This is a genomic window from Pseudomonas vanderleydeniana (genome assembly GCF_014268755.2).
Lineage (GTDB): Bacteria > Pseudomonadota > Gammaproteobacteria > Pseudomonadales > Pseudomonadaceae > Aquipseudomonas > Aquipseudomonas vanderleydeniana.
Map to the genome: position 1 here is coordinate 383,598 of NZ_CP077093.1, position 21,954 is coordinate 405,551.

A 21,954-nucleotide genomic window follows, 5' to 3' on the forward strand; every position below is an offset into this window, starting at 1 on the left:
TTTCCGGCTTAAAGGCCAGTAATTTGATGTCAAAACACTACTAGTCTGAAACACTTCCTTACGCTACGCTTTGTCCTACAAAAGGACTTACGGCTAGGGTGAAGGGATTGCGCTGTTTCCATTTTATTTCCGGCTTGCCGCGCTCCGGCTCGACCCTGCTGTCCGCCATTCTCCTGCAGAATCCGCGTTTTCATGCCGGTATGAGCAGCCCGGTCGGCGTGCTGTTCAACGGTGTGCTGGAACAATGCAGCGCCGGCAGCGAATTCGGCTCGGTGATCGACCTCGACACCCGTCGCCGCCTGCTGCGCGGCTTGTTCGATTCCTACTACGCCGACAAGACCAGCCAGTCGGTCATCTTCGATACCAATCGCCAGTGGTGCGCGCGCCTGCCGGCGCTGATGGACCTGTATCCGCGTTCCAAGGTCATCGTCTGCGTGCGCAACGTCGCCTGGGTCATGGACAGCCTGGAGCGGCTGTACCGCGCCAATCCCTTCGAGAACACCAAGCTGTTCAACGACGATATCGAGCGCAACACGGTCTACAGCCGCTGCGAAACCCTGGCACAGCGCAATCGCCTGGTGGGGTATGCCTGGACCGCGCTCAAGGAAGCCTATTACGGCGAACACGCCGACTCCCTGTTGCTGATCGACTATGACCTGCTGTCCCAGGCCCCGGAGCGGGTGCTGCGACTGGTCTACGACTTCATCGGCGAGCCGTGGTTCGAACACGATTTTGACAACCTGGCCTATGACGCGCCGGCCTTCGACCAGGCCCTGGGTGTGGCTGGTCTGCACAAGGTCAAACCGAAGGTGGCGCTGGAATCACGGCGCACCATTCTGCCGCCGGATCTGTTCGAAAAATATGCGGAGCTGTCGTTCTGGAATGATGGAACGGCCAGTGCCGCGAATGTCATTCGCATGAAAGCCAACACCGCGGTCAGTTGATCGCGGTTTTTTATCCCAACAGAAAAATTCTTTGAGCGCACGAACGCTCAAGTGCAGGTGAAGCATGTGGTGGAGCAAACCGAAAGCGCGGGCACAAGGCGTGAGAACCCTGGTTTCACCCATGATCATCCCGCTTGAGCCGCGCATGCTGTTCGACGGCGCGGTGGCGGCGACCGTGGCCGAGGCCGCGCAACCGACCGACCATGCCACGGCGACCACCGATGCGGCGAAGGCGCCGACCAGCGATCACGCGGCCACCAGCAGCGATACCCATGCGCAGTCCGATGCCACGCCGGCCGCGACGCCGACGGCGGTGCCCGGCCAGTCGGTGGTGTTCGTCGATTCGCGGGTCAAGGATTTCGACAGCCTGCTCAAGGGTGTCGCACCGGGTACCCAGGTGGTGGTGCTCGATGCCAGCAAGGACGGTCTGCAGCAGATCGCCGACTACCTGGACACCCACCAGGGCGTGAGCACCGTGGAAATCATCGCCCACGGCAACTCCGGCGACCTGTGGCTGGGCAACAGCTACCTGTCGGCCGACAACGTCGCGGCCCGTGCCGATGTGCTGGCGCGTATCGGCAGCGACATGAACGTCGGCGGCGATATCCTGATCTACGCCTGCAACACCGCTGCGGGCGACAGGGGCCTCAGCTTCGTCGACTCCCTGGCGCAGTACACCGGGCGTGATATCGCCGCGTCCACCAACCGTACCGGCCTGGGCGGTGACTGGACCCTGGAAATCGCTACCGGCAGCATCGAAAGCCGCAACCTGCTTTCGAGCGATTCGATGGCGGCCTACCAGTACGGCCTGGCCACCATCACCGTCACCACCAGCGCCGATACCGGCGCCGGCAGCTTGCGTCAGGCACTGAACGATGCGGTGGCCGGCGACATCGTCACCTTCAACAGCGGCATGACGGTCAACCTCAACTCGCAACTGATCGTCACCAAGAACCTCACGATCGATGGCGACCTGAACAACGACGGGGTCGCCGACGTGACCCTTAGCGGCCAGTACAAGACCCAGGTGATCAGGGTCAATTCCGGCGTCACCGCGACGTTCGACGGCCTGATCATCACCAAGGGCCTGGCGGCCGGGCAGGGCGCCAATGCCGGAGCTGATGCCACCTCGGCCATGGGCGGCGGCATCGTCAACGCCGGTAACCTGACCCTGAACAACGTTACGGTTACTTCCAACGCCGCTTCGGGCGGTGGCGGCGGCGGTGGTGTCACCGGTGGCTCCGTTGGCGGAGGTGGCGGCGGCGGCGGTGCCCTGGGTGGGCAGGTCGGTGGCCGCGGTGGTAATGCCGGCAGTGGCACGGGGACCTATGCCGGTACCGCTGGCAGTGCGAACACCGGTGGTAATGGCGGGGGTTACAACACGGTTGTCATGGGCGGCCGGGGCGGCAGCAGCACGGGAGGCTCGGGTGGTTCGGGCGCCTTCGGCTACAGCAATGGCGGTGCGGGTGGCACGGCGAACAACGGCACCATTTCCATTGGTGGCGGTGGCGGCGGCTCCGGTTGGGACAGCGTCGGCCGTGTCGGTGCTTCGGCCAGTGGCGGCATTTATAACGCCAGCACAGGTACCCTGACTATCGTCGGGACCTCGGTCATCTCCAACAACATCGCCGCGGGTGGCGGTGGTGGTGGCGGTGGCGGCGACAGTTCCTCCGGTGGTTCCGCCGACGCGGGTGGCGCAGCCGGCAGGGGTGTCGGTGCCATCTGGAACAAGGGGACACTGCTGGTCACGGCCGCCAACTTCTCGGCCATGAGCGGCAACGTCGGTGCCAGTGGTGCTGGCGGTACGACCAAAGGCGGTGGTGCCACGGGTGCTGTTCCAACGGCCGTGAACAATATATTCAACGATGGCGGCACCATCAATACCAACTACAACCCGGCGCCAACCGCGACCATCGTGGTCAGCAACACCGCCCAGCACATTGGCACCACCTCGCTGGTGACCATCACCTTCAGCCAGGCGGTGACCGGCTTCACCAACGCGGACCTGACCGTGTCCAACGGCACCCTGAGCGCGGTGAGTTCCAGCGATGGCGGTATCACCTGGACCGCCACCTTCACGCCGAACGCCAGTGTCAGCAGCGCCACCAACCAGATCGTCCTGGACAATACCGGCGTGACGGGGGTCTCGAACGGCCTGGCGGGCACCGGGACCACCTCGTCCAACAACTATACGGTCGACACCGTACGGCCGACCGCAACCGTGGTGGTCAGCAACGGCACGCTGAACATCGGCGGCACCTCGCAGGTGACCATCACCTTCAGCGAGGCGGTCACCGGCTTCAGCCTGGCGGACCTGACGTCATCCAACGGCACCCTGAGCAACCTGACCACCAGTGACAACATCACCTTTACCGCCACGCTGACGCCGATCAACGGCAACACCAGCGCCGGCAACGTCATCACCCTGGACAATACCGGCTACACCGATACCGCGAGCAACACCGGCAGCGGCGTGACCCTGTCCAATAGCTATGCCGTGGACACCCAGCGCCCCACCGCGACGATCGTGGTCAGCAACAACTCGCTGAACATCGGCGGCACCTCGCTGGTGACCATCACCTTCAGCGAGGCGGTGAGCGGCTTCACCCTGGCCGACCTGACCGTGGCCGACGGTACCCTGAGCAACCTGACCACCAGTGACAACATCACCTTTACCGCGACCCTGACGCCGACGGCCGGGGTGAGCCACACCGGTGACGTCATCACCCTGGCCAACAGCGGCGTCAGCGACCAGGCGGGCAACGCCGGTAGCGGCACCACCACCTCCAATACCTACTCGGTGGATACCCAGCGGCCGACGGCGAGCATCGTGTTCGCCAACCCCAACCTGGGCATTGGCCAGACCTCGCTGGTGACCATCACCTTCAGCGAGGCGGTGACCGGCTTCAGCAACGCCGACCTGACCGTGGAAAACGGTACCCTGAGCGCGGTGAGCTCCAGCGACGGCGGCGTCACCTGGACTGCTACCTTCACCCCGACGGCCAGCCTCGTCAGCCCGAGCAACCACATCACCCTGGATAACACCGGGGTGCAGGACGCCGTGGGTAACGCCGGCAGCGGTACCACCACGTCCAACAACGTCGCCATCGATGGCGTGCGGCCGACCGCCACCATCGTGGTCGCCATCCCGAGCCTGGCCATCGGCCAGACCTCGCTGGTGACCATCACCTTCAGCGAACCGGTGACCGGTTTCAGCAACGCCGACCTGACGGTGGCCAACGGCAACCTGAGCGCGGTGAGTTCCAGCGATGGCGGTATCACCTGGACCGCCACCCTCACCCCGACCTCGAACATCACCGACACCAGCAACGTCATCACCCTGGACAACACCGGTTATACCGACGGCGCCGGTAACGCCGGGACCGGGACCACCACGTCGAACAACTACACGATCGACACCCAGCGGCCAACCGCGACCATCGTTGTCGCCGACCCGGTACTGACCCTCGGCGAGACCTCGCAGGTGACTATCACCTTCAGTGAAGCGGTGACCGGTTTCACCCTGGCCGACCTGAACGCCAGCCATGGCAGCCTGAGCAACCTGAGCAGCAGCGATGGTGGTATCACCTGGACCGCGACCTTCACCCCGGACGCGAACACCAACAGTTCGACCAACGTCATCACCCTGGCCAATACCGGCATCGCCGACCTTGCTGGCAACAGTGGGGCGGGCACCACCAATTCGGCGAACTTCAGCATCGACACCAGCCGGCCGACCGCCAGTATCGTGGTTGCCAATCCCAACCTGGGGATTGGCCAGAGCTCGTTGGTGACCATCACCTTCAGCCAGGCGGTGACCGGCTTCACCAATGCCGACCTGACGGTGGAAAACGGTACCCTGAGCGCGGTGAGTTCCAGCGATGGTGGTATCACCTGGACCGCCACCTTCACCCCGACCAGCAGCCTCAACGATGCCACCAACCACATCACCCTGGACAACAGTGGTGTCCAGGCGGCCAGTTCGGGCAACGCCGGCAGCGGCACCACCGCTTCCAACAATTACGTGATCGATACCCAGCGGCCGACCGCCACTATCGTGGTGGCCAACGACCACCTGGGCATCGGCGGCACGTCGCAGGTGACCATCACCTTCAGCGAAGCGGTGACCGGCTTCAGCAATGCCGACCTGACGACCGAGAACGGTACCCTGAGCGCGGTCAGCAGCAGCGATGGCGGCATTACCTGGACCGCCACGCTGACGCCGACCGCCGGCATCACCCAGAACAACAACCACATCACCCTGGACAACACCGGCGTGGCCGACATGGCCGGCAACGCCGGCAGCGGCACCACCAGTTCGAATGCCTACGCTGTCGACAGCGTACGGCCGACCGCGACTATCGTGATCGCCGATCCGGTCCTGAGCGCAGGCGAGACCACCACCGTTACCATTACCTTCAGCGAGGCCGTCACCGGCTTCGACAACAGTGACTTGAGTGTTGCCAACGGTACCCTGAGCACACTGACCAGCACCGACGGCGGCATCACCTGGACCGGCACCTTTACCCCGAATACCAACGTCCGTGATACCACCAACGTCATCGCCCTGAACAACACCGGCTACACCGACCTGGCGGGCAACAGCGGTGTCGGCGTGACCAACTCGGGCAACTACAGCATCGACACCGTGCGGCCGACCGCGACCGTCGTCGTGGCGAATCCGGCCCTGAACGCTGGCGCGACGTCGTTGGTGACCATCACCTTCAGCGAAGCGGTGACCGGGTTCACCAACGCCGACCTGACGGTCGAGAACGGTACTCTGAGTGCCGTCAGCAGCAGTGATGGTGGCGTCACCTGGACCGCGACCTTCACTCCGACCACGAACGTCAGCGATACCAGCAACCTCATCACCCTGGACAACAGTGGTGTGCAGAACGCCTCGGGCAATGCCGGCAGCGGTACCACCAGCTCCAACAACTACAGTATCGACACCCAGCGCCCGAACGCGACCATCGTCGTGGCCAACCCCAACCTGGGCATCGGCCAGACCACTACTGTCACCATCACCTTCAACGAGGCGGTGAGCGGTTTCGACCTGACGGACCTCAGCGTCGCCAATGCCACGCTGTCCAACCTGACCAGCAGCGACGGTGGCAAGACCTGGACCGCGACCCTGACGCCGACGGCAGGGCTCACCGACCCGACCAACCTGATCGTGCTCGACACGGCGCTGGTCTCTGATGCCGCGGGCAACACCGGTTCGGGTATCGCGATCTCCAACAACTACGGGATCGACAACGACCGGCCGACCGCGACCATCGTGGTCGCCAACCCGAACCTGACTGCGGGCCAGACCACGACCGTGACCTTCACCTTCAGCGAGAAGGTCACCGGGTTCGATCTGTCTGACCTCAGCGTGGCGGGTGGCACGTTGTCCAACCTGGTCACCAGCGATGGCGGCAAGACTTGGACCGCAACCTTGACGCCGACGGCGAACACCACCGACCCGAGCAACTTCATCACGCTCGACACCAGCCTGGTCACTGACCTGGCCGGTAACGCCGGGGTCGGTTTCGCCAACTCCAACAACTTCGCGGTGAATACCGTGGCCCAGGGCGGCGATCCGCAGTTCCGCGTCAGCGGCCCGACCGGACCGGTCCTGACCACGCCGAACCAGCCACTGCAACCGACCATCTTCGGGCCGCCGACCGGCAACCTCGGTTCGCCGCTGGGCTTCCCGCCGCTGTTCGAGCAGCGTGACATGGGCGCGGGGCTGCCGCCGACCGGCAGCATCTTCATCAACAACGGTGCGTTGGCGCCGAGCTTCATTGCCCAGGTGTTCAGCTCCAGCGACAGCGGTGGCAACGGCAATGGCAGCGGCTTCCTCGGCTTTGGTGGCGGCGATGGCGGTGTGTTCGGCAGCAGCACCGTGGCGGGCCTGTTCAACCGTGAGTCGTCGGGCAGCGACAACGGTGGCGCCAAGGCTTTCGAGAGCAAGGGCAGCAAGAGCCTGGGTGATCCGGCCAAGGGCCTGCGCGGCATTTTCGGCGCGCCGACCCTCGGGCAGCAGTTGCAGCAACTCAAGGACAGCGAGCAGAAACAACTGCATGAGCTAGCCTGGGCGTTGGAACAGGTCGGTGTCAGCGAAATACCGGCCTGAAACAAATCGGGAGTTCGCGCCGACTGCGGTCGGCGCTCATAAAAAAGAAAGCGGCAGTCAGGGGCGATGCTAGGGATGAGAAGAAGTCAGAAGTTGTTCAGCGTCAGCCTGCTGGCGCTGGTAGTCAGTGGTTGTGCCGTCACCAGCCAGCCGATCGATCGCAGCGTCAGCGAGCAGCGGGCCAAAAGCGATCTGCAGAACATGTACAAGGATCAGGAGCCACTCAAGGGCCCGCTGACCCTGCACGAGGCCATGGCCCGCGCGGTGAAGTACAACCTCGAAGGCCGGCTGAAGATCATGGAGGAGGCCCTGGCCAAGCGTCAGCTGGACCTCGCCAGCTTCGACATGCTGCCGCGCATGGCGTTGTCGGCCGGCTATGCCGGGCGTAACAACGTCAGTGCTTCCAGTAGCCGCAGTGTCGAGACCGGCAGCCAGTCCCTGGAACCGTCGACTTCCCAGGATCGCGACCGTCGTGTCGCCGACCTGACCATGGTCTGGAACGTACTCGACTTTGGCGTCAGCTACATCAACGCCAAGCAGCAGGGTGACCAGCGCCTGATCGTCCAGGAACGCCGGCGCAAGGTGATCAACACCATCGTCCAGGACGTGCGTTCGGCCTACTGGCGGGCGGTGGCGGCCGAGCGTCTGCTCAAGCAGATCGACAGCCTGATGGCACGGGTCGAGGCGGCCCAGAACAACAGCCAGCAGATGAGCGACCAGCGCATCGGCGACCCGATCCAGGCCCTGGGCTACCAGCGTGCGCTGATCGAGGCCACCCGCCAGCTGGAGGAACAGCGCAGGGCGTTGACCCTGGCCAAGACCGAACTGGCGACCCTGATCAACCTGCCGCTGGGCACCAACCTGACCCTGGCGACCACGGACGACTATTCGATTCCGGAGCTCAAGGTCGACATGACCAGGCTCGAGCAGGAAGCCCTGGCCAGCCGGCCCGAGCTGCGCGAGCAGGACTACCAGACCCGCATCAGCGCCAACGAGACCCGCAAGGCCATGCTGCGCCTGCTGCCGGGCCTGGAGTTCTCGGCCGGTGGGCACTACGACAGCAACTCGTTCCTGGTCAACGACAAGTGGGCCGACTACGGCGTCAAGGTCACCTGGAACCTGTTCAACGTGATCTCCGCCCCGGCGGCCATCGACGTGGCCAAGGCTGGCGAGGAAGTCGCGGGCGCCCGGCGCCAGGCGATGTCGATTGCCGTGCTGGCCCAGCTCTACGTGGCCAACGCCAACTACCGCGAGGCACTGCGCCAGTTCAAGACCAGCCAGAAGCTGTCGAACATCGACGGGCAGATCGTCGGCCAACTGCGTAACCGTCACCAGGCGGCAGGCATCGGCGAACTGGAGCTGATCCAGGGCGAGCTGAACAACCTGCAGGCCGACCTGCGTCGCGACCTGGCCTATGCCGACCTGCGCAATGCCTACGGGCAGATCTTCGCCAGTGCCGGCCTGGATCCACTGCCGCCTGAGGTTTCCTCGACCAAGGTCGAGGCCATTGCCGGTGCCCTGGCAGCACGCGAGTCGCAGTGGGCGGCGGGGAACATCAGTACGCCAGCGCCCAATGCCAAGACGCAGCAGTAACCTGCTGGCGCCGCAGGCGAGCGTCAACAGGCTGCAGCGCGAGACCCGCAACGGTCATCGGGGGGCCGCCATCCTGCTCACCGGGTTGCCGGCAGCGGGCAAGTCGACCCTGTCCCAGGCACTGCAGGCCACGCTGTTCGAGCGTGGTCTGCAGTGCCTGGTGCTGGATGGCGATGCCTTGCGCGGTGGCTTGAACAGCGACCTGGGGTTCGCCGAAAGCGATCGCCAGGAGAATATCCGCCGGGCCAGTGAGCTGGCCGGCCTGCTGGTGGACAACGGGCAGATCGTGATCCTGGCGATGATCGCGCCACAGGCCCGGCAGCGTGAGCTGTTCGCCCGGCGTCTGGGCGAGGATTACCATGAAGTCTGGTGCAGTGCGTCGTTGCAGGTCTGCGAGGCGCGTGACCCGAAGGGTAACTATGCCCGGGCCCGAAGTGGCGAGCTGGCGAGCTTCACTGGTGTCTCCGCGCCCTACGAGATCCCCGATTCGCCGGCGCTGATCCTGGATACCGGGCGTTTCTCCGTGCAGGACTGCGTCGCTCAGTTGCTCGAACATTTACGGGGCCGTGGGGTGATTGTCTGAGCCAGCCTGCCTTTTCCCGCCTGCCGCTTGCGGTGGACCTGCCTCAACTGTTGCAGGCGCTTTCGCGTATTCCCGCACAGGCCTGGAAGGCCCACTTCAATACCGGTTACTACGAGGGTGACTGGAGTGGGGTGGCGCTGATTTCGCCAGCCGACGCATTGAGCGAACTGGCCCATGGTTCAGGCGTGGCAGTCGCACGTGATCCCTGGCTGCAGGATGAGGCCTGGGCGAGAGCCCTCGACCTGCCATTATCGATCCGTTCGGCCCGCTTGCTGCGCCTGGGGTCAGGCGGGCGCATCCATGAACATCGCGACTACGACCTCGGTGCGCCGGATGCGGACCGGCGGTTGCACATTCCCCTGCTCAGCCCGCCCGGCGTGGATTTCATGCTCGACGGCCAGCGCATCCCGATGAAGGCCGGCGAGTTGTGGTTTCTCGACCTGGCCCGGCCGCACAGCGTCGATAACTGGGGAGAGGGCGAACGCGTTCACCTGGTACTCGACTGTCTTCCCGAGGCCTGGCTGGAACAGCAGATTGTCGCCGGCCTGGCGACTACGCCGGCCGCCGGCGTCGGTCGTGCCGCCGGTGATCTCGCGCGCTTTCGCGCCTTGCTGGAGAGCGAGCCGGCGCTGTGCGAGGCGCTGCAGGGCCTGGACGACAGCGAAGCCTTCATTGCCCGCACGCTGGCGCTGGCCTCCGAGCGCGGCCTGCGCTTCGGTCGCGAGGACCTGCGTGCGGCGATGCGCCAGGGGCGCAATGCCTGGAGCCGACAATGGAGCTTCTGAAAAACTGGCTGCCGATCCGTCTCTGGCAGCAGGCCGGCGACTGGCGGGTGGACTGGTGCTGGTTTGGTGAACGCAAGCTGGTGCAGCCGTTCTTCTGCGATGCGGTGGACGAGGCGTTGCGGTTGCCGTTCAACCAGGCGTTTCGGCGGGAAACCCCGCTGGCGGCGCTCAGTGAATGGCGCACGCCGGCCGTCGCGCCCAGCGCGTTCATCTATCACGCCTCGCGTTGCGGTTCGACCCTGCTCAGCCAGATGCTGGTGCAGCTGGACGATCATATCGTCATCAGCGAACCGCCGGCGCTGGACAGCCTGCTGCGTGCCGCACTCGATGCCGACGAGCGTCGTGCCGCCTTGCGCGGCCTGCTGGCGGCCTACGGCCAACGTCGGCGCGGCGGCGAGCGGGCGCTGGTGATCAAGCTCGATGCCTGGAACATTGGCGAGCTGCCGCTGCTGCGCGAGTGTTTCCCCGACACGCCGTGGCTGTTCGTGTACCGCGACCCGCTGGAAATCGCCGTTTCCCATTGGCGTCGGGCGGGCATGCACATGGTCCCGGGGATGATCGGTGCAAGCTGCCTGGACACGCCCGGCCAGGACGATTCTCGGGAAGACTACATCGCCGCGCGCCTGGGGCGATTGTTCCAGTTGGCGCAGGAGCATTGCCGGGCCTTTGGCGGGCTGCCGGTCAACTATCACGAACTGCCGCTGGCGCTGGAAGCTCACCTTGGCGAGTGCTTCGGTCTTGACGCCCGGCAGCGCCGCCAGGCGTTAGCCGTGACCGGGCAGCATGCCAAGCAGCCTGACCAGGCCTTCGTACCCGACAGCGAGGACAAGCACCGGGAGGCTTCCGAGCGGCTCAAGGAACGCGTCGGTTTCTGGGCTGACGCCCCGTACCAGGCCCTGGAGCGTCTGCGCCAGGCCAGTGCTCCCCGGTAGCGACTATACGGCCTGCCTGTGGCGAGCGGGCTTGTCGGGACGCCGCACCGCCGCGCTCGGCTGCATGGCAGCCGTAAACCCTCCTGATGCAACCTTCCTGGCAGAACGCGTCGCCTGGTTTTAGGGCCGCTACGCGCCCCAGCGTGGGCAAGCCCACTCGCCACGCTTCCAGCCTGTTCATGTATTCATCGTCCACTCAAGTCCGCTCAAGGACACAAGCGTGCGGACTCCCACCTGGTTTCAGATGCACTCGGCGCCGGACGGCCTAGACTCATACTCATGGCCGGTCGTGGTGCCATCCTCCGGGTGTTCGCAACATGCCGCTGAACCTTTGTGTTTCTCCTCCCATCCATTGATGGGTACGGGCATGTCGCAACGCCGTGCCCCGATATTCCCCCCGATAACTGGAGATTTCCATGGATTCCCCGACCCACAGCCTCACCTCTCTTTTTGAACAACTGGGCCTGCCCAGCGACGCGGTGAGCATCGATCAATTCATTGCCTCCCATTCGCCGCTCAAGCCGGAGCTGCACCTGGCCGATGCGTTTTTCTGGAGCAAGGCCCAAGCCGATTTCCTGCGCAATGAAGTATTGAAGGATGCCGACTGGGCCGAGGTGATCGACCAACTGAATGTGTTGCTGAGGAAAGGGCGAGGCGGCTGAAATCACAAATTTGTTTCAAGACTTGACGAAATCCTGATCGATGCGCGATATTGATAGTTAGCAAACTAACATTATGCGAATCCTCCTGTGTCCAAGCATCTCGAACAGCTCCAGCAGAGCATCTGCACCGGTATGGTGCTCGCTTCGCGCCATTGGCGGCGGGTCTGCCAGACCACGCTGGCCAACTACGGTATCTCCGAGGCCTGCGCCATGCCGCTGCTGATCATCGGTCGCATGGGGCCGGGCGTACGCCAGGTCACCGTGGCGCAGATCGCCGGGATGGAGAGTCCGTCGCTGGTGCGTCTGCTCGATCAACTGTGCGGTGCCGGCTACGTGCAGCGCACCGAGGATCCCAGTGATCGCCGGGCCAAGACGCTCGGCCTGACCGAAAGCGGCCAGGATTTGTTCCACGATATCGAAAAGCAGCTGGTGCGCCTGCGCCACGAGGTGCTGGGCGGCATTCCCCTGGCTGACCTGGAAGCGTCGCTGCGGGTGATCCGTGCCTTCGAGGCCGCCGGACACATATCGGGAGTGGCCGATTCGTGAAAGGTTTCTGGACAGGCATGCCGCCGGCCCGCGACTGGTTCTACGGGGTGCGGACCTTCGCCGCCTCGATGATCGCGCTGTATATCGCACTGATCATGGAAATGCCGCGACCCTACTGGGCGATGGCGACGGTCTATATCGTCTCCAGCCCCTTCGTCGGCCCGACCAGCTCCAAGGCGCTGTACCGGGCGGTCGGGACCTTCATCGGCGCGGCGGCGGCCGTGCTGTTCGTGCCGCTGTTCGTGCAGACCCCGTTCCTGCTGGCCGTGGTGGTTGCGCTCTGGACCGGTACCCTGCTGTTCCTGTCACTGCACCTGCGCACCGCCAACAGCTACGCGCTGATGCTGGCCGGCTACACCATGCCGATGATCGCCCTGCCGGTGGTGGACAACCCGCTCAACGTGTTCGACATCGCCGTGTCGCGGACCGAGGAGATCTTTCTCGGCATCGTCGTTGCCGCAGTGGTCGGCAGCATGTTCTGGCCGCGCCGGCTGGCGCCGGTATTGCTCGATGCCGCTGGCAGGTGGTTCGGCTCGGCGTCCAGCTACAGCCAGAAATTCCTTGCGCGCAATCTGCAGACCGATGAAGTCAGTGCGCTGCGCTCGGCCATGGTCGCGACCTTCAACAGCCTGGAGCCGATGATCGGCCAGTTGAGCCACGAAGGGGCCCGGCCGCAGACCGTGCGCAATGCCAAGGAGCTGCGTGGGCGGATGATCCACCTGCTGCCGGTTGTCGATGCCCTGGACGACGCGCTGTACGCCCTGGAGCGGCGGACGCCGGAACTGGTCGCGCGGTTCCAGCCGCTGCTGGAGGCGACCCAGGCCTGGCTGGAAAGCACCAGCCGCGCAGCACCGACCGAACACTGGCAGGCCCTGCGCGCCCAGCTCGAGAGCCTGCAGCCGAGTGCCGTCGAACTCGATGACCGCCGGCAACTGCTGTTTTCCAACGCGCTTTATCGTCTTGGCGAATGGATCGACCTGTGGCAGGACCTGCGTAGCCTGCAATATGCCATCCAGTGCGACAGCCAGGACAACTGGCGCGCGGTCTACCGGCACTGGCGGCTGGCGCGCCTGTCGCCGTTTCTCGATCGTGGCCTGATGCTCTATTCGGCCGGCACCGCCGTGCTGGCGATCGCCGTCGCCTCGGTGCTGTGGATCCTGACCGGCTGGAACGACGGCGCCAGTGCCGTGATCCTCGCCGCCGTGGCCTGCAGCTTCTTCGCCGCGATGGACGACCCGGCGCCGCAGATCTACCGCTTCTTCTTCTGGACGGCGCTGTCGGTGATCTTCGCCAGCCTCTACCTGTTCGTGGTGCTGCCCAACCTGCACGACTTCCCGATGCTGGTACTGGCGTTCGCCGTGCCGTTCATCTGCGTCGGTACCCTGACGCTGCAGCCGGCGTTCTACCTCGGCACCCTGCTGACCATCGTCAACACCTCGTCCTTCATCAGCATCTCAGGGGCCTATGACGCCGACTTCCTGAATTTCGCCAACGCCAACCTGGCGGGTCCGGTGGGCCTGCTGTTCGCCTTCGTCTGGACCCTGGTGGTGCGACCCTTCGGCGCCGAATTGGCGAGCAAGCGCCTGACCCGTTTCAGCTGGCGCGACATCGTCCGCCTGACCGAGCCTGCGACCCTGGCCGAGCACCGGCACATGGGTGTGCAGATGCTCGACCGGTTGATGCAGCACCTGCCGCGCCTGGCACTGACCGGTCAGGACACCGGTGCGGCGCTGCGCGAGTTGCGCGTCGCGCTCAACCTGCTCGACCTGCTGGCCTACACCCCGCGTGTACTCGGCGTGGGCAACGTGCTGCTCAGGCAGGTGGTGGAAGAGGTCGGCGAGTATTTCCGCGCCTGCCTCAAGGCCCGCGAGCGCCTGCCGGCACCCGCGCCCTTGCTGATGACGCTGGACCGCACGCGTCGGGCCCTGAGTTCCCAGGGGCTGGATGACGGCGAAACCCGCCTGCACCTGCTGCACGCCCTGAGCGGACTGCGTCTGGCGCTGCTGCCCGGCGTGGAGTTCGTCGACAGCGGCGATCAGTCGGACAACGTGCCCTATGGGATCAATGGAGTGCCGTTATGATCGGTGACGTGGATATCAGCGGGGTGTTCCTGCCCACGCTACTGGTGCTGATGGGCATCACCTATGGCTTGTACCTCGTGGTGCACGGGTTGTTGACGCGCATCCACTTCTATCGCCTGGTCTGGCACCGGGCATTGTTCAACGTCGGTCTCTACGCTTTGTTGCTGGGCGTTGTGGATTCGTTCAGTCGATACCTGATGACATGAAAAAACCTATATTGACCATTGGCCGCGTGGTCCTGACCTTGCTCGTGGTGGCCTTCGCCTGTCTCGTGATCTGGCGCATGGTGATGTACTACATGTTCGCGCCCTGGACCCGGGACGGGCATATCCGTGCCGATATCGTGCAGATCGCCCCGGATGTCTCCGGGCTGATCCAGCAAGTGCAGGTGCGCGACAACCAGCCGGTCAAGCGTGGCCAGGTGCTGTTCAGCATCGACCAGGACCGCTTCAAGCTGGCCTTGCGCCAGGCCCAGGCAGCCGTCGCCGATCGCCAGGAAACCCTGGCCCAGGCGCAGCGCGAGAACAAGCGTAACCGTGGCCTGGGCAACCTGGTGCCCGGCGAGCAGTTGGAAGAAAGCCAGTCGAAGGTGGCCCGCGCCGAATCGGCCCTGGCCGAGGCCAAGGTGGCGGTGGATGCCGCGCAACTGAACCTCGACCGTTCGGTGATCCGCAGCCCGGTCGACGGCTACGTCAACGACCGCGCGCCGCGTGATCGGGAGTTTGTCACCGCCGGCCGTCCGGTACTGTCGGTGGTGGACAGCGCGTCGTTCCACATCGACGGCTACTTCGAGGAAACCAAACTCGACGGCATTCACGTCGGCCAGAGCGTGGATATCCGCGTGATCGGCGACAATGCCCGCCTGCGCGGTCATGTCGAGAGCATCGTCGCCGGCATCGAGGACCGTGATCGCACCAGCGGCTCGAACCTGCTGCCCAACGTCAACCCGGCCTTCAGTTGGGTGCGCCTGGCCCAGCGGATTCCGGTGCGGATCGCCTTCGACGAGGTACCCCAGGACTTCCGCATGATCGCCGGGCGTACGGCGACCGTATCGATCATCGACGACGCCGCGAAGGACTCGGCCAAGCCGCAAGCCAAGCCCGAGGCCTCGAAATGAAACCGCTGGCAAAGGTCACGACCCTGGGCATGGGCCTGTTGCTGTCGGCATGTTCGATGGTCGGTCCGGACTATCACCTGCCGGGTGATGCGGCGATGCAGCGCAAGGACCTGCAAGGTTCGATCGCCGGCGAGAGCGACAACGTCGTCTCGGCCCCGGTGCCGGCCGACTGGTGGCGGCTTTACCAGGACCCGCGACTGAACGAACTGGTCCGACAGGCGCTGGCTGCCAACACCGACCTGCGGGTCGCCGCGGCCAGCCTGGCACGGGCCCGTGCCCAGGTGGAAGAGGCCGAGGCGGCCGGTGGTTTCAGCGCCGGGATCAAGGCCGGCGCACAGCGCCTGCAGGAGTCCGGCCAGGCGTTCCTGCTGGCGGAGAAGGTCCCGGTGGCGAATGTCGCCGATATCTCGCTGTCCGCGTCCTACCAGTTCGACCTGTGGGGGACGCTGCAGCGTGGCGTCGAGGCTGCCAAGGCCAATGCCGATGCGACCCAGGCAGCGGGCGATGTGGCGCGGATCACCCTGGTGGCCGACGTGGTGCGTTCCTACACGCAGATCTGCGCGGCCAACGAAGAACGCGAGATCGCCGAGCACTCCCTCGACCTGCAAGCGCAGAGTACCGAGCTGACCAAGCGCCTGCGTGACGCCGGGCGGGGCGACGAGACCCAGGTCACCCGTTCGCAGACCCAGTTCAAATCGCTGCGCGCCGAGCTGCCGCGCTACACCGCGGCCCGCCAGGCCGGCCTCTACCGGTTGTCGATGCTGCTGGCCAAACCGCTGGACCAACTACCGGCCGGCGTCGCCGATTGTGCGCAATTGCCGCACATCGCCCAGCTGCTGCCGGTGGGTGACGGTGCCGAACTGCTCAAGCGCCGCCCGGACATCCGCCAGGCCGAGCGTCGGTTGGCGGCGGCAACCGCCGGGATCGGCGTCGCCACGGGGGAGCTGTACCCGAACATCAGCATTGGCGCGACCATCGGCACGGTCGGCTTCGCCAAGGACCTTGGCGAGCCGTCGACCAATCGCTGGGGCTTCGGCCCGGCGATCAGCTGGACCGTACCGACCAACGGCGCCCGGGCGCGGATCCGCGAAGCCGAGGCGACGACCCAGGGCGTGCTGGCGCATTTCGACGGTGTGGTGCTCAACGCCATTCGCGAAACCCAGACCAGCCTGGCCCAGTACACCGCGCAACTCGACCGCCGCGATGCGCTGGCCGATGCCGAACAGTCGGCCAAGCTGGCGGCGGAGCAGACTCACCGCTTCTTCACCGCCGGGCGCGCCTCGTTCCTCGCCGACCTGCAGGCCACCCGCACCTACACCGACATGCGCGCGCAGCTGGCCTCGGCCAACACCCAAGTGGCGATGAGTCAGATCGAGCTGTTCCTGGCGCTGGGCGGTGGTTGGGAAAGCGGACGAACGCCACCTGCGCAACCCGCCAAACCCTGAGTCCATTGCTATGCTCTGAATTAGCGGCTGGCCGCCGCTGGTTCGGGGCTTCGGGTGAATCCCCTGGCGCGGCCGGCGTGGCCTGATGGGGATTCTAATAATGAAAAACCCTTATGCTCCCGGTTTCTGGTGTGCAGTGGTCGCCCTGGTGCTGCTGTCGGCGGCGTACTTCTATGGCGTGATGCTCGCCCACCAGATCGACAAGGCACTGGTGTTCCTCGACAGCGTCAGTGCCCTGATCGCGGTGATGGCGATCGTGGTGGTGGCCTGGGCTACCTACCAGACCCAGCAGATCAAGAAACGACAGCTGTCGCAGAGCAAGACCCTGGTTCTGGTCTGGGACACCAAGGTCGCCCTGCGGCGGGTCGAAACCGTGTTCGACCGCTATTTCTGGGGCAGCTACTGGCAGCCCGGGCGGACCTTCCAGGAGGTCATGGGCGAACTGACCGGTACCCCCCTGGAAAAAAGCCTGGAGACCCTCAAGAGCCAATGCCTGAAGCTCGACCGGGAAGTCGCCCATGACGAGCGCCACTGGTTGAACAACGCCCGCGAGCTGGCGGACGTGGCCAGTGCCATGGCCCGCGAGCGCTATCAGCTGGATGTCTGCGACCCGCGCAACGACTCGCCGGATGGCGTGGTGATCAACCGCGATTTCGAGGTGCTGGTGTACACCTGGACCGCCCGGCTGAAGACGTTCGACCATCAACTGGACGAGATGGAACACCAGTACTCCTGAGTCCTCACTTGCCCATTCTGCCCGCCGCCGCCCGGTGGCGGGCCGCTTTCCGTGCATTTTTGCTCTCTGTGTCACATGTCGACGTGGGGCGGGCAGGTGCGTCCGTATTGGTGCAAATGATACTCTGCGCGCTTTCGGGGCGCCGTCGAGCCGAACCCGGTCAAGGGTTCAGGGAAGACCAGCATTTTTCAACACAACGGATATCTGATCGGGTCATTCATGAATAAATCAGCAGGCTTGCTGTTAGGGTTTGTCGTCGTGGTCGGTGCGGTGAGCACCGCCGGTGCCTGGTACACCGGCAATCAACTGGAGGGTGTGTTGAACACCTCGATCCAGGAGGCCAACGCCCAACTCAAGACAGCCATGAACAGTGGCGGCGCGAGTGCGAGCATTGAACTGGTGTCGCTGGAGCGCAACCTGTTCACCAGCACTGCGCATTACCGGCTCAAGCTGCAGAACCTGCAGCTCAGCGAAGAGAACAAGGACGTCGAACTGTTGTTCGTCGACCACATCGAGCACGGTCCGCTGCCATTGTCGCGCCTGAAGTCGTTCAAGCTGGCGCCGGTGATGCTCAACAGCAACTACGAGCTGGAAAAGAACGAGCTGACCGCCAAGTGGTTCGAGGCCGCCAAGGGCGCCGCGCCGCTCAAGGGCGTGGTCGCCCTGGGTTACGATCGTGCGGTCGATGGCAACATCGAACTGATCCCGCTGGACTTCGCGCCGGATGACAAGAGCTCGGTGAAGTTCTCCGGGCTCAACCTGAACGTGGCCGGCACCGAGAAGGGTGCGAAGATCAAGGCCAACGGCTACATGAACAGCCTGAAGATCTCCGGCGAATCCAAGGAAGACGGCCTGGTTTCGGTCGAGCTCGGTGGTTTCACCGTGGCCAGCGACCTGACCAAGAGCGACTTCGGTTTCTACCTGGGCGGCAACACCCTGGAACTGAGCAACGCCAAGGTCACCTACGGTGAACAACCGGTGGTGGTGACGGTCAAGGACTTCGAGCAGAAAGACCTGCTGGAAGCCAATGGCAACGTCCTGGCTGGCCGCCTGGACTACACCGTCGGTGATATCGGCTACAACGGCAAGTCGGTGGGCAGTGCGAAACTGAACCTGAGCGCGAAGAACCTGGATATCCCGGCGGTCCGTTCCCTGACCGAGCTGTACCAGGCCGAGCTGAAGGCCATGCAACAGGCCTCCGCCCAGGGTGAAGACGTCCCGGCGGTGCCCGAGCTGAGCGCCGAGCAGCAGATCAAGGCCCAGGCCGACATCAAGAAATTGCTGGCCGGCAAACCGCAGATCGCGGTAGAGAACTTTTCGTTCAAGACCGCCAATGGCGAGAGCCGCTTCAACCTGCAGGTGAACCTGGACAACCCGTCGTCCACCGAGTTGCCACCGCTGGAGTTGGGCAAGCAACTGGTCTCGCAACTGGACGCCAAGCTGTCGCTGTCCAAGCCGATGATTGCCGACCTCGCGGGCGTGCAGGCACAGCTCGAAGGCCAGACCGATCCCAAGCTGATCGCCCAGCAGGCCTCGATGACCAGTGAGATGGCCGGCACCATGGCGCTGTCCACCGAAATGGCCACCGTCGAGGGCATGGACATCGTCTCCAAGCTGCACTATGCCGCAGGCCAGGTGGAGTTCAACGGGCAGAAGATGCCGCTGGAAGACTTCATCAACCTGATCATGTCCAAGGCCGGTGGCCTGGGTGGCGCGGAAGCGGCCGAGTAACGCTCCAATCGTGGCATCGACCGCCCGGGTCGATGCCCACTCCACTTCGGATCCTGCATCCTTTTTTTTCGTCTACCCTTCCTGAAAGACAGCGGAACTGTTCGTTCCGGTCGCTGTCGCGAGGTTGCGTCCTGCGTGTCTGGTTCAGGCAGGAGCATTGGAATCCGGCTGTCACTCGGGAATTGAACGATATGCCGCGTAATGCCCTGTTCTGCCCAGGTGGCAGATTACGCCCGCTGCTGGGCGTGGCACTGTGCAGCCAACTGCTTTGGCCGCTCACCGCCCTGGCCGATACTTCCTACGATCAACTGATTCGCCAGGCCCGTGACGGCAGCTATACGCCGGCACTGACCTTCCTGCGACAAGTGCCACCGGCACAGCAATCGGCTGGCCAGGTCAGCGATCACCTGCAGATCGCCAGCTGGGCCGGACTGGATGCCGAGGTGGTCAGCGTCTACGAAACCCAGGGCGTGCACCGCGCCTTGCCGTCCCAGGCCCTGGGCGCCGTGGCCCGTGCCTATCGCAATTTGAAGCGCTGGGATGATGCCGAACGGGTCTACCGCCAGGCGCTGGAGCGCGAGCCGGGCAATGCCGACCTGCAATTGGGGTTGGCAGTGACCGAGGCCGATGACGGCAATCCCCAGGACGCGATCCGCCGTGCCCGCGAACAGGTTGCCCGCCAGCCCGGCGATCCGTCGCGGCGCATGGCGCTGGGCTATGCCCTGACCCGCTCGGGCGCGGACAGCGACGCCCTGTTCGAATACGACCAGGCCTATGCCCGGGCTCCGGACAAACCCCAGGTCCTGCGTGAATACGTGTTCGCCCTGCAGCGGGCGCGGCTGCCGGAGCCGGCCCTGCGCCTGGCCGAGCGGCATCCCGGGCTGATCGACGCGGCCGCGACCCGGCGCCTCGAAGGCGAACTGGCGGCAGAGCGAGTACGCCTGGCCGAACGGCCGAGCCGGACCGAGCGGGAGCGCTTCGACCTGGCCGATCGGGCCCTGGCCGACTATGACCGCCTGTTTGCCGCCTGGTCGGCAGACCCCCAGGCTCATGACGACAGGGTGCGTTGGCGCCTTGATCGCCTCGGGGCTCTCAAGGCCCGTTCGCGCAACGCCGAGGTGCTGAGCGAACAGCAGAAACTGCTCGATGAAGGGGTGACGATCCCGACCTACGCCCAGCGCTGGGTAGCGGCGGCCTACCTGGGGCTGCGCCAGCCGGAGAAATCGGCGGAACTCTACCGCCAGGTACTCGCCTCACCTGACGCCGATCCGGCCGATCGGGTGGACGACACTTCCGCACTGGCCTATGCCCTGATCGAAAGTGACCGGCCGGAGGAGGCCCGCGAGGTTGCCGACAACCTGGCCAGTACCACCCAGGCCCGGCTCGAACTCAAGGGCCAGCCCGTCGGCGTGTCGAATGACGAGTGGGTCGACGCCCAGCAACTGGCGGCCCAGATGGGCCAGCACAACGGCGATCTGCCCGGCAGCCAGCAGAAGCTCGACGCCCTGGCGGAGCAGGCACCGGGTAACGTAGGCGTGAGAGTGGCCCAGGCCGACGTCTACCTGGCCCGCAGCTGGCCACGGCGGGCGGAGAGCCTGAACAAGGAAACCGAAAGCGCGTCACCACGGGACCTGGGCCTGGAGCTTTCCCAGGCCAACACCGCGCTGGCGCTGCAGGAGTGGCGCCAGCTCGATGTGCTGACCGACGACGTCGTCGCGCGGTATCCGGAGAGCCAGCAGGTCCAGCGCCTGGCCCGCGAGCGGCAGGTCCACGAGATGGCCGAGCTGCGGGTCGAGGGCTACACCGGCCGCAGTTTCGGCGGTGGCAGCAGTGGGGCTGGCGCGGTCACCGGCAGTCGTGACTATGGTATCGAGAGCGTGCTCTACAGCCCGCCGATCAATGACAACTGGCGGCTGTTCGCCGGCGCCGGCTATGCCTTCGGCCGTTTCACCGAAGGCGACGCCCAGCGCCGCTGGCAGCGCCTGGGCGTGGAGAACCGTTCCCGCGACATGACCCTGCAGGCGGAGATCTCCAACCAGTCCTACGGTTATGGCAACAAGCTCGGTGCGCGCGTGGCGGCGGCCTTCGATATCGACGATCACTGGCAGTACGGCGGCAGCCTCGAGCGGCTGGCCGCGGCGACCCCGCTGCGGGCCCTGAAGAACGACATCAGTGCCAACTCGGCCAGTGCCTTCCTGCGCTGGCGCGCCAATGAAAGCCGTGAGTGGAAGGTGGCGGTCACCCCATCGCATTTCAGCGATGGCAACAACCGTACCGAATACCTGCTCACCGGGCGCGAGGGCCTCTACAGCAACGCCCACGTGCAAGTGGACCTGGGCCTGGAAGTCGGCGCCAGCCATAACAGCAAGAGCGAGGACGTGCCGTACTTCAATCCCAAGTCCGACTTCAGCGTGCTGCCGACGGTGAACATCAACCATGTGCTGTATCACCGTTACGAAACCCGGTGGAGCCAACAGTTCCAGATCGGTGCCGGTAGCTACAGCCAGCGTGGCTACTCCACGGGCGGGGTTGCCCTGGTGGGCTACGGCCAGCGGTTCATGTGGAACGATGTACTCGAGGCCGGGGCCAACCTGAGCTGGATCAGCCGACCTTATGACGGGAACCGCGAGCGCGACGTGCGCTTGATCTTCGACCTGACCTACCGCTTCTAGCCGAGG

At 64.9% G+C, this 21,954-nt stretch carries 15 protein-coding genes; all 15 read left to right on the forward strand.

The window, feature by feature from the left end; genetic code table 11:
• Positions 1-98 precede the first annotated feature (98 nt).
• The 15 genes from HU752_RS01760 (at position 99) to pgaA (ending at position 21,948) form a co-directional block, all read left to right on the forward strand.
• Complete coding sequence (locus HU752_RS01760) at positions 99-944, forward strand: sulfotransferase family protein (protein ID WP_186684280.1); 846 nt, start codon at positions 99-101, stop codon at positions 942-944.
• 121 nt (positions 945-1,065) lie between these two features.
• Positions 1,066-7,065, forward strand: a complete 6,000-nt coding sequence (locus tag HU752_RS01765) for an Ig-like domain-containing protein (RefSeq protein WP_225920093.1) — start codon at positions 1,066-1,068, stop codon at positions 7,063-7,065.
• A gap of 75 nt (positions 7,066-7,140) precedes the next feature.
• Complete coding sequence (locus HU752_RS01770; protein ID WP_186684269.1) at positions 7,141-8,658, forward strand: TolC family protein; 1,518 nt, start codon at positions 7,141-7,143, stop codon at positions 8,656-8,658.
• Positions 8,639-9,241, forward strand: a complete 603-nt coding sequence (gene cysC / locus HU752_RS01775; protein ID WP_186684267.1) for an adenylyl-sulfate kinase — start codon at positions 8,639-8,641, stop codon at positions 9,239-9,241. Before HU752_RS01770 ends, cysC begins: the two co-directional genes overlap by 20 nt.
• A complete protein-coding gene (locus HU752_RS01780) occupies positions 9,238-10,026 on the forward strand; it encodes an aspartyl/asparaginyl beta-hydroxylase domain-containing protein (protein WP_186684326.1) in 789 nt (262 codons plus the stop codon). The genes cysC and HU752_RS01780 overlap by 4 nt, the downstream gene beginning before the upstream one ends.
• Complete coding sequence (locus HU752_RS01785; RefSeq protein ID WP_186684265.1) at positions 10,014-10,958, forward strand: sulfotransferase family protein; 945 nt, start codon at positions 10,014-10,016, stop codon at positions 10,956-10,958. Before HU752_RS01780 ends, HU752_RS01785 begins: the two co-directional genes overlap by 13 nt.
• A 416-nt stretch (positions 10,959-11,374) precedes the next feature.
• Positions 11,375-11,620 carry a DUF2789 domain-containing protein gene (locus HU752_RS01790; RefSeq protein ID WP_186684263.1) on the forward strand — a complete coding sequence of 82 codons (246 nt, stop codon included), beginning with the start codon at positions 11,375-11,377 and terminating at the stop codon, positions 11,618-11,620.
• A gap of 132 nt (positions 11,621-11,752) precedes the next feature.
• The gene (locus HU752_RS01795) at positions 11,753-12,166 is read left to right on the forward strand and encodes a MarR family winged helix-turn-helix transcriptional regulator (RefSeq protein WP_186684324.1); all 414 of its coding nucleotides are present in this window, start codon (positions 11,753-11,755) and stop codon (positions 12,164-12,166) included.
• Entirely contained in the window at positions 12,163-14,247 is a 2,085-nt protein-coding gene (locus HU752_RS01800; RefSeq protein ID WP_186684261.1) for an FUSC family protein, read from the forward strand. The genes HU752_RS01795 and HU752_RS01800 overlap by 4 nt, the downstream gene beginning before the upstream one ends.
• On the forward strand, positions 14,244-14,453 hold the full coding sequence (locus HU752_RS01805; protein ID WP_010447385.1) for a DUF1656 domain-containing protein: 210 nt from the start codon (positions 14,244-14,246) through the stop codon (positions 14,451-14,453). Before HU752_RS01800 ends, HU752_RS01805 begins: the two co-directional genes overlap by 4 nt.
• Positions 14,450-15,364: an efflux RND transporter periplasmic adaptor subunit gene (locus tag HU752_RS01810; RefSeq protein ID WP_186684259.1), complete on the forward strand. Its 915-nt coding sequence runs from the start codon at positions 14,450-14,452 to the stop codon at positions 15,362-15,364. The genes HU752_RS01805 and HU752_RS01810 overlap by 4 nt, the downstream gene beginning before the upstream one ends.
• Positions 15,361-16,809 carry an efflux transporter outer membrane subunit gene (locus tag HU752_RS01815; protein WP_186684257.1) on the forward strand — a complete coding sequence of 483 codons (1,449 nt, stop codon included), beginning with the start codon at positions 15,361-15,363 and terminating at the stop codon, positions 16,807-16,809. Before HU752_RS01810 ends, HU752_RS01815 begins: the two co-directional genes overlap by 4 nt.
• 100 nt (positions 16,810-16,909) lie before the next feature.
• Positions 16,910-17,545, forward strand: coding sequence for an NADH:ubiquinone oxidoreductase subunit N (locus HU752_RS01820; RefSeq protein WP_186684255.1), 636 nt, complete (start codon positions 16,910-16,912; stop codon positions 17,543-17,545).
• Positions 17,546-17,764: 219 nt separating this feature from the next.
• On the forward strand, positions 17,765-19,276 hold the full coding sequence (locus HU752_RS01825; protein ID WP_186684253.1) for a YdgA family protein: 1,512 nt from the start codon (positions 17,765-17,767) through the stop codon (positions 19,274-19,276).
• A gap of 191 nt (positions 19,277-19,467) precedes the next feature.
• Positions 19,468-21,948 (forward strand): poly-beta-1,6 N-acetyl-D-glucosamine export porin PgaA, encoded by a 2,481-nt coding sequence (gene pgaA / locus HU752_RS01830; RefSeq protein ID WP_186684251.1) that lies wholly within the window; start codon positions 19,468-19,470, stop codon positions 21,946-21,948.
• Positions 21,949-21,954 lie beyond the last annotated feature (6 nt).